The following is a 13,262-nucleotide window of genomic DNA, read 5'->3' on the forward strand; positions in this document are numbered from 1 at the left end:
AAGCTTCAGATCGCTGAAACCGCGCCGAAACAGCCCGCACGGCATGATCGTGGAATCCCTGAGACCGCCTGGAAAGGACCCGTGACCTTGCCGTCCTCGCTCGCCGTCCCGCTGCGCCCAGCGCCCGGACCCGCCGCCCACCACGACCCCCTGCGCGGCGACCGGACGCGGGAGGTCCCCGGGCACGAACGCTGGCACCCCGACATCCCCGCCGTCGCCGAGGTCATCACCGGCGGCTCGGTCCGGATGGAGTGCCAGGCCCGCGAGCCGGGCGCCGACGCGCTGCTGTGCGGGCCGCTCGTCGTGGTCGGCGCGGAACCGGGCGACGTGATCGTCGTGGACGTCGTCGCCGTCGGACGGGCCGACGGCCTGTACGCCCCCTCCGGGCACCCGGGCCTCATCGGCTGCGCGCCGTCCGCCGACACGCTGCCCGGCGGCCCCACCGCGGAGGCCGCGCGCAGCGAGGCGCTCGGCCGCGCCCTCGGCGGCTGCGCCATCGCCCCCCTCACCGCCGGATCGCGGATCCTGCTGCCCGTCCACGTCCGCGGCGCGAAGCTGTCGGTCGGCGACCTGCACTTCCCCGGCCGCGGCGCGGTCGACTGCCGCCGCGCCGGCCTGCCCGGCTGGATCGACCTGCGCGTCAACCTGACCAGGCGCGGCGTCGAGCGGTTCCGCGTCACCGGCCCGATGCTGATGCCCGAGCCGTCGCCGCGGATCGCCTAACCGTCGTCCTTCCTCCGTTTCTCGTGCCGGGCGATCGCCGTGTCGATCTGGACGCACAGCTTCGAGCCCAGCGGCCAGCCGACGTAGTGCGTCAGGAAGACGCCGATCTCGCGCAGCTCGTCCGGGGACAGCTCGCCGTTGGCCAGCGCGGCGGGAAGCTGGACCTCCAGCACGTCGGTCAGCCCCTGCCCGGCCAGCACGCCGACGAGCAGCAGCCGCCGGTCCCGCAGGCTCAGCCCGGGGCGCGTCCAGATGTCGCCGAACAGGTGGTCCACGGTGATGCCCATGAAGTCGCCGACCGGCTCGCCCACGTCCCAGCCGTAGACCCGGCGCATCATCTCCAGGCCGCGCTCGCGCCGCTCATCCATCCGCGCCGTCCAGCCCGAGCCCGGCGGCGAGGCGGTCGAGGGCGAGCCGGGCCAGCGGGGCGTCCACGCCCGTCTCGCCGGCCAGCTCCAGGGCGAGCGACAGATCCTTCTCGCCCAGGTCCCTGACATGCGCCAGGATGCCGTACAGGTCGTCGTCCGGCGCCATCGGCGCGGTCGTCGGCCGCAGCATCACCGCCCCCGGCCCGCCGGTGATCGCGTCGCTGTGCTTCACGATCCGCGCGAGCCTGCGCAGCGGCACCCCCGACGCCTCCGCGAGCCGCTGCGCCTCCGCCGCCGCGGCGAACGAGACGAACTGCAACAGGTTCCGGGCCAGCTTGGCGCGCGTGCCCGCCCCGATCGGCCCCATGTGCAGGACGAGCCCGGCCCACGGCGCGAACTCCTCCCGGCACCGCTCGAACGCCGCCTCCGTCCCGCCCACCATCACCGCGAGGCTGCCCTCGACCGCCCCGACGACCGAGCCGCTGACCGGCGCGTCCACCACCTCGATCCCGTACCCAGCGCCGCGCTCGGCCAGCTCCTCCGCGGTCCTCGCGCGAATCGTCGAGTGGATCGCCAGCACCGTGCCGGGACGGGCGCTCGCCAGCACCTCCGCGCCCACCTCCGCCACCTGCGCGTCGTCCCGCACCATGATCGAGATCAGGTCCGCGTGCCGCGCCACCTCCGCGACGCTCGACGCCCCCCGCGCGCCCGCCTTCACCAGCGGCGCCACGGCCTCCGGACGCGCGTCGTGCACGACCACGCCCGCCGCCGCCAGATGCCCCGCCATCGGCGCACCCATCTGGCCCAGCCCGATGAACCCGGCGCTCACGCCCGAAACACCTCCCCGCCGTCCACGTTGACGATCTGCCCGGTGATCCAGGCCGCGTCGTCCGACAGCAGGAACAGGCACGCCCCGACCAGGTCCTCGGGCGTCCCCATCCGCTTCAGCGCCATCTTGGTCTGGACGATCTTCTCGGACATGTTCCCCGGCACCACCCGCCGGTTCGCCTCGGTATCGATCGGGCCCGGCGCGATCGCGTTCACCCGGATGCCGAGGCTCCCGAGCTCGTGCGCGAGCTGCTGCGTGATCCCGTTCACGCCGACCTTCGCCAGCCCGTAGAAGCCGGAGTACTGCCAGGCCGCCGTGGACGACTGGTTCACGATCGACCCGCCGCCGCGCGCCTCCATGTGCGGACGGCAGGCACGCGCGCACAGCAGCGCCCCGTCCATGTTCACGGCCATGAACCTCTTGTAGTAGTCCCAGTCGACCGTGAACAGGAAGTCCAGCTTCATCGTCCCGAAGATCGCGGCGTTGTTGACGAGGTGGTCGATGCCGCCGAACCGGTCCACGGCCGCCTCCGCCATCGCCTCCACCGACACGGGATCCGACACGTCCGTCCGCACGAACAGGCCCTTCAGCTCGTCCGCGACGCCCTGCCCGCGCTCGTCGACGTCCGCCACGACCACGGACGCCCCCTCACCCGCCAGCGCCCGCGCGTACGCCTCCCCGATGCCCTGCGCGGCCCCGGTGACCACCGCGACCCTCCCCTCGAACCTGCCCGTCCCGGTCATGTCGCCTCCGCGATCGCCTTGGTCTCCAGGTACTCCTCGAACCCCGCCACGCCCATCTCGCGGCCGACACCCGACTGCTTGTAGCCGCCGAACGGCACGTCCGCGCCGTACCAGACGCCGCCGTTGACGCTGACCGTCCCCGTCCGCAGCCGCGCCGCGACCGCCCGCGCCCGCGCGACGTCCCCGCCGTGCACCGCGCCCGACAACCCGTACGGCGAGTCGTTCGCGATCCGGACCGCGTCGTCGTCGCCGTCGTGCGGCAGGACCACCAGGACCGGACCGAAGATCTCCTCCCGCGCCGTCCGGCACGCGTTCGTCAACCCGGTGACCAGCGTCGGCTCGATCCAGAACCCCCGGTCCCGGCCCGCGGGCCGGCCACCGCCGCACGCGAACGCCCCGCCCTCCTCCACGGCCAGCTCCAGGTACCGCTCGATCCGGTCCCGCTGCCGCGCCGAGATCACCGGGCCGCAGATCGTCCGCTCGTCCTGAGGATCACCGGGCCCGAGCCCCGCCATCGCCTTCGCCGTGATCGCGACCGCCTCGTCGTACCGGGCGCGCGGCACCAGCAGCCGCGTCGTGATCGCGCAGCCCTGCCCGGCGTGCGTGACCGCCGCGAACGCCGCGTACGAGCACGCCGCCCGCAGGTCGGCGTCGTCCAGGACCACGAACGCCGACTTCCCGCCGAGCTCCAGGAACACCCGCTTCAGCGTCCCGGCCGCGGCGGTCATCACGCTCCGCCCCGTCGCCGTCGACCCGGTGAACGACACGAGATCCACCCGCGGATCCTCGACGAGCTGCGCCCCCAGCGCGTGATCGGACGAGGTCACCACATTGACGACCCCGGCCGGGACGTCCGTCTCCTCCGCGATCAGCTCGCCCAGCACCGCCGCGCACCACGGCGTGTCCGGCGCCGGCTTCAGCACCACCGTGTTGCCCGCGGCGAGCGCCGGACCCACCTTGGCCAGGTTGATCTGGTGCGGGAAGTTCCACGGCGTGATCGCGCCGACCACCCCGACCGGCTCCCGCACCACGCGCCGGTGACTCGCGATCCCCATCGGCTCCGCCCGCCCGAGGTCCCGCTCCCACGCGTACGACTCGGCCAGCTCCGCGAACCACCCGAGATCGTCCACCGGGGCGTCCAACTGCGCGCCGAACGTCAGGAAGCGCGGCGCGCCGACCTCCCGGATCGTCAGCTCGCGCACCTCGTCGGCGTGCCGCAGCAGCGCCTCCCGGAGCTGCCGCAGGCACCGGACGCGCAGCGCGAGATCCGTCGCCCAGCCCGTCTCGTCGAACGCCCGCCGCGCCGCCGCGATGGCGGCGTCCATCTCCGCCGCCGTGGCATCCGCCGCGGTACCGAGCACCTCCTCCGTCGCCGGATCCACCGTCTCGAAGGCACCCCGCCCGGCAACGAGCCGCCCGTCCACCAGAAGCAAGCGATCGCTAGGTCTGGACACCTGTCCAGACTACAGTTCAGCCCCACCCCACCCGCAACCCCCACCCACCCCCAACACGTCCGCCGTCCCGCACTAGCCCATCGCAATCACGCCGCACTGCTCGCCATCCGGCCATCAACGACAAGCTGCCGGGTGTTTGTTAATTTATATACCGCGATTTGTCTGGAATGTTTTGCGATCTCGTTTGTCGGCGTCGGATTTCCCGCATTCGCATCCGGTAATCGCCTCGCCCCGGCTAGTGTTCTCGCCATGCCGACGCAAGAGCATGACGTACCGGCTGAAATCTTCCGATGGCGGCCTAAGCTGGCCGCGGGGATTCTGGCTGGAATGGGAATATCGATCTCGGACGTCCGGGATGCCCGGGATGTTTCCGAGTCCTTCACCGACCTCAAGACAAAGGAGTACAAGGGTGACGTAGCCATCGTCCTGAACACCGCCCGCGGGGACCTGGGCGTCATCGTCGAGGTCCAGCGCCGCAAGGCCGACGACAAGCAGTGGACCTGGCCGCTCTACATCGCGACCCTCCGCAACCGGCAGCGCTGCCCGGTGATCCTGCTGGTGATCGCCCCCGACCCCGCGGTCGCCGAGTGGTGCGCCCAGACCATCGACATCGGCCATCCCGGCCACAGCCTGACCCCGCTCGTTCTCGGTCACGACCACGTTCCGGTGATCGAGGATCCCCAAGAGATCGTCGCAAATCCGGCCATGGGAGTCGTGTCCGCACTCTTCCACGGCTCCGGCCAGCGCAGCGCGAGCGTGCTGCGGGCCATCGTCGGCGGGTACGACCTGCTCGCCGAGAAGAGCACCGATCAAGCCGGCCGGTACTATGACTTCGTGCTGGCGGTACTTCCCGCGGAGGAGCGCAGGACCTTGGAGGCCATGGTGATGACCGAATCGCGTTACTACTCCGTCCCCTTCCGCGAGGCTGAAGCCAAGGGGTGGGCCAAGGGGGAGGCCGAGGGAAGGGCCGAGGGAGAGGCCAAGGGAAGGGCCGAGGGAGAGGCCAAGGGGGAGGCCAAGGGGAGGGCTGCTGATGTGCTGGAGATCCTCGAAGTGCGGGAGATTCCGGTGACGGACGCGCAGCGGGAGCGCATCGTCGAGTGCTCTGATCCGACCGTCCTCAAGGGCTGGGTGCGGCGGGCGGTGGTCGTCGAGACGGCTGAGGAACTGTTCGGCTGAGTCGTTGACGGGCGGGGTCCGCATCCTTCGGGGTGCGGGCCCCGTTTCGTGTCCGCGGAGGGTGAGGTGGGTCACCGGGAGGGGGCATTGCAGGGGCCGGACGGGCGGGATAGCGTACTGGACTGTTCGTCAATAAGCCTCCAGGGTCGGGGGAGCCATGGCCGTTCAGTCGCAGGAGCCGGAGAACCTCGTCCTTCGGGCCCGGGACGTGCGCTTCGACTGGACGGGCGTGCCGCTGCACTGGATCCCCGGCGATCCGGTGGCCACGCACCTGATCAACGTGCTGCACCTGCTGCTTCCCGCCGGGGAGGAGTGGTTCGTCCGGGTGTTCAAGGAGGCCGTCCCGTACATCAGGGACGACCGGCTCCGCGAGGACGTGCTCGGCTTCATCGGGCAGGAGGCCGTGCACGCCGCGTCCCATGACGGGGTGCTCGACCACTTCATGGAGCAGGGCCTGGACGTGCGGCCGTTCGTCCGGCAGGTCGAGTTCGTCTTCGAGGGGCTGCTCGGCGACCGGGGGCTCACCGGGGACCGCGCGCAGGCGTGGCTGTTCGAGCGGATCTCCGTCATCGCGGCGATCGAGCACTTCACCGGCGTGCTGGGCGACTGGATCCTCAACGCGGAGGCGCTGGACGAGGCGGGCGCCGATCCGATGATGCTCGACCTGCTGCGCTGGCACGGGGCCGAGGAGGTCGAGCACCGGCACGTGGCGCACGATCTCTACATGCATCTCGACGGCCGGTACGGCGCCCGGCTCCGCGCCATGGCGCAGACGATCACGATGCTGGCGGCGCTGTGGCACCGCGGGCACAGGTTCCTCATGGCCGCCGACCCCGTCGTCCAGGGACGGGTCAAGGGCGGCTTGCGTCATCTGCGGCGGACGGGGCCCGCGGGCCTGACCCCCGACCGGCGGATGGTCGGACGGTCGGTGGTGCGCTACCTGAGGCGGTCGTACAGTCCGCTCGGCGAGGGGTCCACGAGCCAGGCGCTGGCGTACCTCGCCTCGTCGCCCGCCGCGCGGGCGGCGCTGCGATGACGATCCCTCCCGACCTGCGGGGACGGCGGCGGCGCGATCCCTTCTGGGTGGCCGTGAACGCGGTGTACAACGGCGTGCAGCGGGTGCGCGGGCTGCGCGAGCCCGTCCTGCCGGATGTCCGGCCGGTCGATCGGACGCTGCGCCTCACGGTGGTGGGAGTGCGTCCGGAGGCCGAGGACGTGGTGAGCGTCCGGTTCGGTGCGGTGGACGGACGTCTCCTGCCGCGCTGGCAGCCCGGTTGCCATCTGGACGTGACGCTTCCGTCCGGGCGGCGGCGTCAGTACTCGCTGTGCGGTGATCCCGCGGACCGGCGGACGTACCGGATCGCGGTCAGGCGGCTGCCCGGCGGTGACGGCGGCTCGGTCGAGGTGCACACGCTCAGGCCGGGGGCGGTGGTCACCTCGCAGGGCCCGCGCAACGCGTTCCCCTTCCTCGCGAGCGAGCGGTATCTCTTCGTCGCGGGAGGTATCGGGATCACGCCCATCCTGCCGATGGTGAAGGCGGCGGACCGGGCTGGTGCCGACTGGCGCCTGCTGTACACCGGCCGCACCCGTGCCTCGCTTCCGTTCCTGGACGAGTTGCCCGCCGGGCTCGTGACCGTCCGGACGGACGACGAGCACGGCCTGCCCAGCGGCACGGACCTGGTCGGGGACGTCGGGGACGGCACCGCCGTGTACTGCTGCGGACCCGCGCCGATGATCGAGAGCGTCCGGGCGAGCGTGCCCGAGGGTGCCGCGCTGCACTTCGAGCGGTTCGCGCCGCCGCCCGTCATCGGCGGCGAGCCGTTCGAGATCGAGCTGCGGCGCAGCGGGCGGACGGTCGCCGTGCCCGCCGACCGGTCCGCGCTCGACGCGATCCGGGACGTGCTGCCGGGGGTGGCGTACTCGTGTCGGCAGGGCTTCTGCGGCACCTGCCGCACCGCGGTGCTCGCGGGGGAGGCGGACCTGTGCTCGCCCGCCGACCGGGACGCCGGCTCCATGCTGATCTGCGTGTCCCGCGCGTCCGCAGGTGGACGGATCACCCTCGACCTCTGATCCCGGCGGAAGCGGGGCGGAGGGCTTCCCACCTCGGATGACGGCCGTCCGGACGGGGCGGGCCGAAGGAGTGGGGAGTCGTGCTTCCCGGGCCACGCCCGGCGCCCGGATATGCCACGCTTGGGGGGCTTGGTTCCCATTCCGAGGAGTACGTCCGTGCCGGATACCGAACTGCCGGGTCTCATCGGCCCCTACCGGGTGGTGGACCGGCTCGGCGAGGGCGGGATGGGCACCGTGTACGTCGGGCTGGACCGCTCGGGCCGCAAGGTCGCCATCAAGGTGATCAGGCGGGAGTTCGCGGCGGACCGGCAGTACCGGGCGCGGTTCGAGGCGGAGGTGTCGGCGGCGCAGCGGGTCCGGCCGTTCTGCACGGCGCCCGTCCTCGACGCCGACCCCACGGCCGACCCGCCGTACCTCGTGACCGAGTTCGTCAACGGGCCCAGCCTCGACGACGCGGTCGTGAAGGACGGGCCGCTGCGCGGCGCCGACCTGGAGGCGGTCGCGGTCGGGATCGCGACCGCGCTGACCGCCATCCACGACGCGGGCGTCGTGCACCGCGACCTCAAGCCCGCGAACGTGCTGCTGTCCACGTTCGGGCCGCGGGTCATCGACTTCGGCATCGCCCGCTCGATGGACGGGACGCGGCTGACCGCGACGGGCGGCATCATCGGCACGCCCGCGTTCATGGCGCCGGAGCAGTTGTACGGGCAGGGCGCGACCCCGGCGTCCGACGTGTTCGCCTGGGGCGCGACCGTCGCGTTCGCCGCCTGCGGCAGGCCGTGCTTCGGCGGCAACTCGATCCCGGCGATCATTCACCGGATCGTCAGCGGCGAGCCGGACCTCACCGGGCTGAGCGGCACCCTGCTGAGCACGGTGCGGGCGGCGCTCGCCAAGGACCCGGCGGACCGGCCGTCCGCCCAGGCCGTGCTCGACCGCCTGATCTCCAGCGGAGCGTCCCGCCAGCAGGCGCCGGGGCCGGGGCCGCGCACGGGGGTCTTCCCCGCGCCCTCCCAGGTCAAGCCGCCGACGTCCTCCTCGGTCAAGCCGCCTACGTCTTCCTCGGTCATGCCGGGTGTGTCCTCCACGCCTTCCTCGTCGTCGCGTTCGGCGGCGCCCTCTTCGGGGTCGTCCGCGCAGCCTCCGGCGACGTCCGGGCCGCCGCCGTCGCCGGCGCTCGCGACCGGTGAGGCGGAGGCGCTGGTCGAGCGCCAGTACCGGCAGGCCGCGCAGGCGGGCGATCCGGCCGCGATGCGCAACCTGGCCATCCTGCTCAGCCAGCAGGGGCGGACGGCGGAGGCGGAGACCTGGAACCAGTACGCCAACGCGGTGGCGGCCCGCGCCGGGACCTATCCGCAGAGCGGCGGCTACGGCGCCTACGGCGCGCAGACCCGGCCGCCGCACCTCGCCGGAACGCAGACGCCTCACCTGGCGGGTACGCAGGCCCCCCACATGGGGCCCGCGGTGCACCCGCACGCTAAGGCGCGCTACAACCACGCCGCGATCTACTCGCTGTCGTTCGGGCTGGTCGGCCTGATCACGTGCGGGCTGCCGTCCATTCCGGCGATCGTCGCGGGGCACATGGCGTGGGTCAAGATGCGGCGGACCGGCGAGCGCGGCATGGGCATGGCGGTCACCGGGATCGCGCTGGGCTGGATCATGGTGGCGTTCTGGGCGCTGGTCGCGTTCGGCTGGTCGCTCCCGGACGAGCCCGCCCCCTAACCGCGGCGGATATTGCGTTGCGGGCGGTGCCGGTGCGCTGGCACCGTAGAGGACGTCAGCCCGTCGAGGACGGGCGACACGAGACTTCGGGAGGAGGACCGGCCATGGCACTCGCACAGCTCCGTTATCGACTGCCCCAGGCGTCGCCCGCGCGCCCCGGCCGGTATTCCCTCTAGAACTGGCCGAGCCGCAGCGAGTGACGCCGCCTCGCGACCCATCATGCGGCTCTACTCCAATTGGCAGAGAGGCCACTTTCAGGAAGTGGATGTTCCGGGTTCGAGTCCCGGGAGCCGTACGCATGCCCCTGTAGTCCAACGGCAGAGACGGCAGCATGAGGTGCTGTGCGATGCGGGTTCGAATCCTGCCAGGGGTACGACGCGGTTCCCGTCCGGACGGGGACCGCGAGGGGCGGCGCCGACGCGGGAGAGTCGGGCCTGGCTGTAACCCAGGTGCCTCGCGCTGAGTGGGTTCGAATCCCACCCGCCCCACCGGCCGGTCCGGGACGCCGTTTGCCAGCGACCCGGTGCTGAACTAATGTCTGGACATGTGTCCAGTGAACAGCGGCTGACGACCGAGCCCACCCGGCGCCGCCTCACCGAGCGGCAGGCCGACACGGTGCGGCGGCTGACCGACGCGGCCGTGGCCGAGGTGCGCGAGACGGGCTACGAGGGCCTGACGGTCCGGAACGTGGCCCGGCGCGCGGGGGTGGCCCCGGCGACCGCCTACACCTACTTCGCGTCGAAGAACCACCTCATCACCGAGGTGTTCTGGCGGCGGCTCAGCGCGCTCCCCCCGGTCGAGGCGGGCGGTCCGCCGGCCGGGCGCGTGGTCGCGGTGCTCCGCGAGATCGCCCTGCTCGTCTCGGACGAGCCGGAGCTCGCGGCGGCCTGCACCACGGCGATGCTCGGCACCGACCCCGACGTCCGCGAGCTGCGGGAGCGCATCGGCATCGCGATCCGCGACCGGCTCCGCGCGGCGCTGCGCGAGCTGGACGACCCGAAGGTCCTCGGCGCGCTGGAGCTGGCCTACGTCGGCGCGCTCGTGCACGCGGGCATGGGCTACACGTCCTACGCCCGGATGGCCGACCGGCTGGCCGAGATGGCCGAGCTCATCCTTCCCGACCCCGAATGAGGTGACGGCCGTGGACGCGAGTTCGCGAGTCTCCTACAACCCGTTCGACTACGCCGTCCACGAGGACCCCTACCCCTTCTACGCGCGGCTCCGCGAGGAGGCGCCGCTCTACCGCGACGAGGAGCTCGGCTTCTGGGCGCTGTCCCGGCACGCCGACGTCGCGGCGGCGTTCCGCGACCATGTCACGTTCTCCAGCCGGAACGGCGTCTCCATCGAGCCGAGCGCGTGGGGTCCGGACGCGCACCGGACGATGTCGTTCCTCGGCCTCGACCCGCCGAGCCACACCCGCATGCGGACGCTCGTCTCGAAGGGCTTCACGCCCCGGCGGGTCAAGGAGATGGGCCCCGGCATCCTGGAGCTGACCCGCCGCCACCTGGAGCCCGCGCTGGAGAAGGGCGAGTTCGACTTCGTCGCCGACTTCGCCGGCCTGCTGCCCATGGACGTCATCTCGCGGATGATGGGCGTCCCCGAGGCCGACCGGGCGGAGGTGCGCAGGCTCGCGGACCTGGTCGTCCACCGCGAGGAGGGACTGAACGACGTCCCGCCCGCCGGGATCGACGCCGCCCTCACCCTCGTCGCCTACTACCAGGACATGGTCGCGGAGCGGCGACGCGCCCCGGCGGACGACCTGACCTCCGCGCTGCTCGAAGCGGAGATCGACGGCGACCGGCTCGGCGACGGCGAGGTCATCGCGTTCCTGTTCCTCATGGTCGTCGCCGGGAACGAGACGACGACCAAGCTGCTGGCCAACGCCCTGTACTGGGGGTCGCTCAACCCCGGCGAGGCCGCCAAGCCGTTCGCCGACCCGGCGCGGGTGGACGACTGGGTGGAGGAGACCCTCCGCTACGACACCTCCAGCCAGATGCTCGCCCGGACGGTCGCCCGCGACGTCACCCTGCACGGGCGGCGCGTCCCGGAGGGGGAGCGGATGCTGCTGCTGGTCGGGTCCGCGAACCGCGACCCGCGGGCGTTCGAGCGGCCCGACGCCTACGACCTCGACCGCGACACCTCGCGGCTCGTCAGCTTCGGCGGCGGCCGGCACTTCTGCCTCGGCGCGAACCTCGCCCGGCTGGAGGCGCGGATCGCGCTGACCGAGCTGGTGCGGCACGTCGCGTCCTACGAGGTCGACCGGGAGCGCGCCCGGCGCGTGCACTCGGTGAACGTCCGCGGCTTCGCGTCCCTGCCCGTCCGGGTCGCGCTTCGCCGGACGATGTGCGCGTCCTAGATCTGCCCTTCCGGCTTCGGCGGGATCGTCGCCCTGATGGCGGTGCCCAGCTCGATCAGGACGTCGCCCGGCGGGGTGTACTTGACCGGGACGGTCACCTCGACATAGGCCTGCCGTGCCACGGCGGTCCATGTGACCGGGCGGGCGACGGGCTCGCCGAACCAGTCGATCCCGTTGATCGTCACGAGCTGCGACTCGGGCCGCAGCGCGCTCGGCCGGGGCACCCCGCAGCGCAGCGCGATCGCGGGCGACCCCCACGCGGCCGTCAGCGGCGAGTCGGGGGAGGTGTCGCGCGCGCCCTGCCCGTGCACCTTCTCGGGGAGCCGCAGGCCCTCGCACAATCGTGCGGTCGCCGCGTCCGGACGGGGGACGGGGACCTGCACCGCCGTGTCGCCGCACGCGGCCGCGAGCAGGACCAGGCCCGCGAGCACCGCGCCCGCGCGGGCCGGCCGGCCGCGGCGCCGCGCCGGCGCGCTAGATGTGGACGATCGGGCACGTGAGGGTGCGGGTGATCCCCTCCACCGCCTGGATCTGCGCGACGACGAGCTTGCCCAGCTCGTCAACATTCCGCGCCTCCGCTCGGACGATCACGTCGTAGGGACCCGTGACGTCCTCCGCCAGGGTGACCCCGGGGATGCCGGCGATCTCGCCGGCGACCTCGGCCGCCTTGCCGACTTCGGTCTGGATGAGGATGTAGGCCTGCACCATCACGTCCTCCCCGGGCGGAGAAATAGCCGTCGGACGGTCACCGTATCGTGTTACGCGCCGCGACGGGCGGCCGGGGGTGTCCGAGATTGTTCCTTTTCCCCCTGCCCGCGCGCGTTGATCCGGACGGCGGGGAAGCGGGAACGGGACGCATGGGAACGATCGGGGAGCTGGGCGAGTTCGGCCTCATCGGGAGGCTGACGCGGCGGCTGCCGCAGGCGTCCCCGGTGCTGCTCGGGCCGGGCGACGACGCGGCGGTGGTCGCCGCCCCGGACGGGCGGGTGGCCGCGACGGCCGACCTGCTCGTCGAGGGCCGCCACTTCCGCCGCGACTGGTCGGGCCCCTACGACATCGGCCGCAAGGCCGCCGCGCAGAACCTCGCCGACATCGCCGCCATGGGCGCCCGGCCGACCGCGCTGCTGGTCGGGTTCGCGGCCCCGCTCAGCACGGACACCGCCTGGGCCGAGCGGCTCTACGACGGCCTCGCCGACGAGTGCCGGGCCGTGGGGGCCTCGGTCGCCGGCGGCGACGTCGTCGGTGCGTCCGAGATCACACTCGCCGTCACCGCGCTCGGCGACCTCGCCGGCCGGCCGCCGCTGACCCGGTCGGGGGCCCGCCCCGGCGACGTCGTGGCCGTCCGCGGCCGGCTCGGCCTGTCCGCCGCGGGGATGCGGCTCCTCGCCGAGGGGCGCGACGGCCCCGCCGAGCTGCTGCTGGCGCACCGGCGCCCGCAGCCGCCCTACGAGGCGGGGGAGGAGGCGCGGTCGCTCGGCGCCACCGCGCTGCTCGACGTCAGCGACGGGCTCGTCCAGGACCTCGGGCACATCGCCGCGGCCAGCGGGGTGCGGATCGACGTCGACTCCGCGGCCCTGCACGTCCCGGACGTCCTCGGTCCGGACGGGCTCCGCGACGTCCTGACCGGCGGCGAGGACCACGCGTTCGCCGGAACCTTCCCCCCGGCGGCCGCGCTGCCCCCGTCCTGGAACGCCGTCGGCGTCGTCGCGGAGGGGACGGGCGTGCGCGTGGACGGGCGCCCGGCAGAGGGCGGCGGATGGGACCATTTCCGTCCTTGAACGCGGGCCGGACGGAGCGCGACGACTCGGGCGCGTTCCCGCA

General features: G+C 73.1%; 14 protein-coding genes and 3 tRNA genes. 11 read left to right on the forward strand and 6 right to left on the reverse strand.

The annotated features are described in order from the left end of the window. The first annotated feature begins 81 nt into the window (after window positions 1-81). Window positions 82-723 carry an acetamidase/formamidase family protein gene (locus tag E1300_RS18665; protein ID WP_242619229.1) on the forward strand — a complete coding sequence of 214 codons (642 nt, stop codon included), beginning with the start codon at window positions 82-84 and terminating at the stop codon, window positions 721-723. Here E1300_RS18665 and E1300_RS18670 read toward each other — a convergent pair. The 4 genes from E1300_RS18670 to E1300_RS18685 are packed head-to-tail and all read right to left on the reverse strand — an operon-like array spanning window position 720 to window position 4,117. Next, window positions 720-1,091, reverse strand: a complete 372-nt coding sequence (locus tag E1300_RS18670) for a carboxymuconolactone decarboxylase family protein (RefSeq protein WP_131758303.1) — start codon at window positions 1,089-1,091, stop codon at window positions 720-722. The genes E1300_RS18665 and E1300_RS18670 overlap by 4 nt on opposite strands. Continuing rightward, complete coding sequence (locus E1300_RS18675) at window positions 1,084-1,920, reverse strand: NAD(P)-dependent oxidoreductase (RefSeq protein ID WP_207399833.1); 837 nt, start codon at window positions 1,918-1,920, stop codon at window positions 1,084-1,086. The genes E1300_RS18670 and E1300_RS18675 overlap by 8 nt, the downstream gene beginning before the upstream one ends. Beyond that, on the reverse strand, window positions 1,917-2,663 hold the full coding sequence (locus E1300_RS18680; RefSeq protein WP_131758304.1) for an SDR family oxidoreductase: 747 nt from the start codon (window positions 2,661-2,663) through the stop codon (window positions 1,917-1,919). The genes E1300_RS18675 and E1300_RS18680 overlap by 4 nt, the downstream gene beginning before the upstream one ends. Next, complete coding sequence (locus E1300_RS18685) at window positions 2,660-4,117, reverse strand: aldehyde dehydrogenase (protein ID WP_131758305.1); 1,458 nt, start codon at window positions 4,115-4,117, stop codon at window positions 2,660-2,662. The genes E1300_RS18680 and E1300_RS18685 overlap by 4 nt, the downstream gene beginning before the upstream one ends. Before the next feature lie 249 nt (window positions 4,118-4,366). On the opposite strand from E1300_RS18685, the gene E1300_RS18690 reads away from it, so the two are divergent. From E1300_RS18690 to E1300_RS18730, 9 genes are all read left to right on the forward strand, one after another. Beyond that, window positions 4,367-5,296 carry an RpnC/YadD family protein gene (locus tag E1300_RS18690; protein WP_131758306.1) on the forward strand — a complete coding sequence of 310 codons (930 nt, stop codon included), beginning with the start codon at window positions 4,367-4,369 and terminating at the stop codon, window positions 5,294-5,296. Window positions 5,297-5,453: 157 nt separating this feature from the next. After that, complete coding sequence (locus E1300_RS18695) at window positions 5,454-6,332, forward strand: metal-dependent hydrolase (protein ID WP_131758307.1); 879 nt, start codon at window positions 5,454-5,456, stop codon at window positions 6,330-6,332. Continuing rightward, window positions 6,329-7,366, forward strand: coding sequence for a PDR/VanB family oxidoreductase (locus E1300_RS18700; RefSeq protein WP_131758308.1), 1,038 nt, complete (start codon window positions 6,329-6,331; stop codon window positions 7,364-7,366). Before E1300_RS18695 ends, E1300_RS18700 begins: the two co-directional genes overlap by 4 nt. A 156-nt stretch (window positions 7,367-7,522) precedes the next feature. Then, window positions 7,523-9,085 (forward strand): protein kinase domain-containing protein, encoded by a 1,563-nt coding sequence (locus E1300_RS18705; protein ID WP_242619231.1) that lies wholly within the window; start codon window positions 7,523-7,525, stop codon window positions 9,083-9,085. A 221-nt stretch (window positions 9,086-9,306) separates the two neighbouring features. After that, window positions 9,307-9,380 (forward strand) — tRNA-Leu (locus E1300_RS18710). 5 nt (window positions 9,381-9,385) lie between these two features. Continuing rightward, window positions 9,386-9,458: transfer RNA gene (locus E1300_RS18715), tRNA-Leu, on the forward strand. Window positions 9,459-9,490: 32 nt separating this feature from the next. Beyond that, window positions 9,491-9,573 (forward strand) — tRNA-Tyr (locus E1300_RS18720). Between the two features lie 58 nt (window positions 9,574-9,631). Next, complete coding sequence (locus E1300_RS18725) at window positions 9,632-10,216, forward strand: TetR/AcrR family transcriptional regulator (RefSeq protein ID WP_242619232.1); 585 nt, start codon at window positions 9,632-9,634, stop codon at window positions 10,214-10,216. Window positions 10,217-10,226: 10 nt separating this feature from the next. Next, on the forward strand, window positions 10,227-11,441 hold the full coding sequence (locus tag E1300_RS18730; RefSeq protein ID WP_207399835.1) for a cytochrome P450: 1,215 nt from the start codon (window positions 10,227-10,229) through the stop codon (window positions 11,439-11,441). On the opposite strand, the gene E1300_RS18735 is transcribed toward E1300_RS18730, so the two are convergent. Next, window positions 11,438-11,872 carry a DUF3515 domain-containing protein gene (locus E1300_RS18735; RefSeq protein ID WP_242619233.1) on the reverse strand — a complete coding sequence of 145 codons (435 nt, stop codon included), beginning with the start codon at window positions 11,870-11,872 and terminating at the stop codon, window positions 11,438-11,440. The two genes, E1300_RS18730 and E1300_RS18735, sit on opposite strands and share 4 nt — an antisense overlap. Window positions 11,873-11,915: 43 nt before the next feature. Beyond that, a complete protein-coding gene (locus E1300_RS18740; protein WP_131758312.1) occupies window positions 11,916-12,149 on the reverse strand; it encodes an Lrp/AsnC family transcriptional regulator in 234 nt (77 codons plus the stop codon). Between the two features lie 149 nt (window positions 12,150-12,298). On the opposite strand from E1300_RS18740, the gene E1300_RS18745 reads away from it, so the two are divergent. Then, window positions 12,299-13,219, forward strand: a complete 921-nt coding sequence (locus E1300_RS18745) for a thiamine-phosphate kinase (protein WP_131758313.1) — start codon at window positions 12,299-12,301, stop codon at window positions 13,217-13,219. The last annotated feature ends 43 nt before the right edge of the window (window positions 13,220-13,262 follow it).

The sequence above is a fragment of the Actinomadura fibrosa genome (genome assembly GCF_900659615.1).
Lineage (GTDB): Bacteria > Actinomycetota > Actinomycetes > Streptosporangiales > Streptosporangiaceae > Spirillospora > Spirillospora fibrosa.

What these genes read in the sequence shown, in the direction of transcription:
- E1300_RS18670 (WP_131758303.1), bottom strand. Translation starts at nt 1,091, where the DNA reads ATGGATGAGCGGCGCGAGCGCGGCCTGGAGATGATGCGCCGGGTCTAC.
- E1300_RS18680 (WP_131758304.1), bottom strand. Translation starts at nt 2,663, where the DNA reads ATGACCGGGACGGGCAGGTTCGAGGGGAGGGTCGCGGTGGTCACCGGG.
- E1300_RS18690 (WP_131758306.1), top strand. Translation starts at nt 4,367, where the DNA reads ATGCCGACGCAAGAGCATGACGTACCGGCTGAAATCTTCCGATGGCGG.
- E1300_RS18695 (WP_131758307.1), top strand. Translation starts at nt 5,454, where the DNA reads ATGGCCGTTCAGTCGCAGGAGCCGGAGAACCTCGTCCTTCGGGCCCGG.
- E1300_RS18700 (WP_131758308.1), top strand. Translation starts at nt 6,329, where the DNA reads ATGACGATCCCTCCCGACCTGCGGGGACGGCGGCGGCGCGATCCCTTC.
- E1300_RS18740 (WP_131758312.1), bottom strand. Translation starts at nt 12,149, where the DNA reads ATGGTGCAGGCCTACATCCTCATCCAGACCGAAGTCGGCAAGGCGGCC.
- E1300_RS18745 (WP_131758313.1), top strand. Translation starts at nt 12,299, where the DNA reads ATGGGAACGATCGGGGAGCTGGGCGAGTTCGGCCTCATCGGGAGGCTG.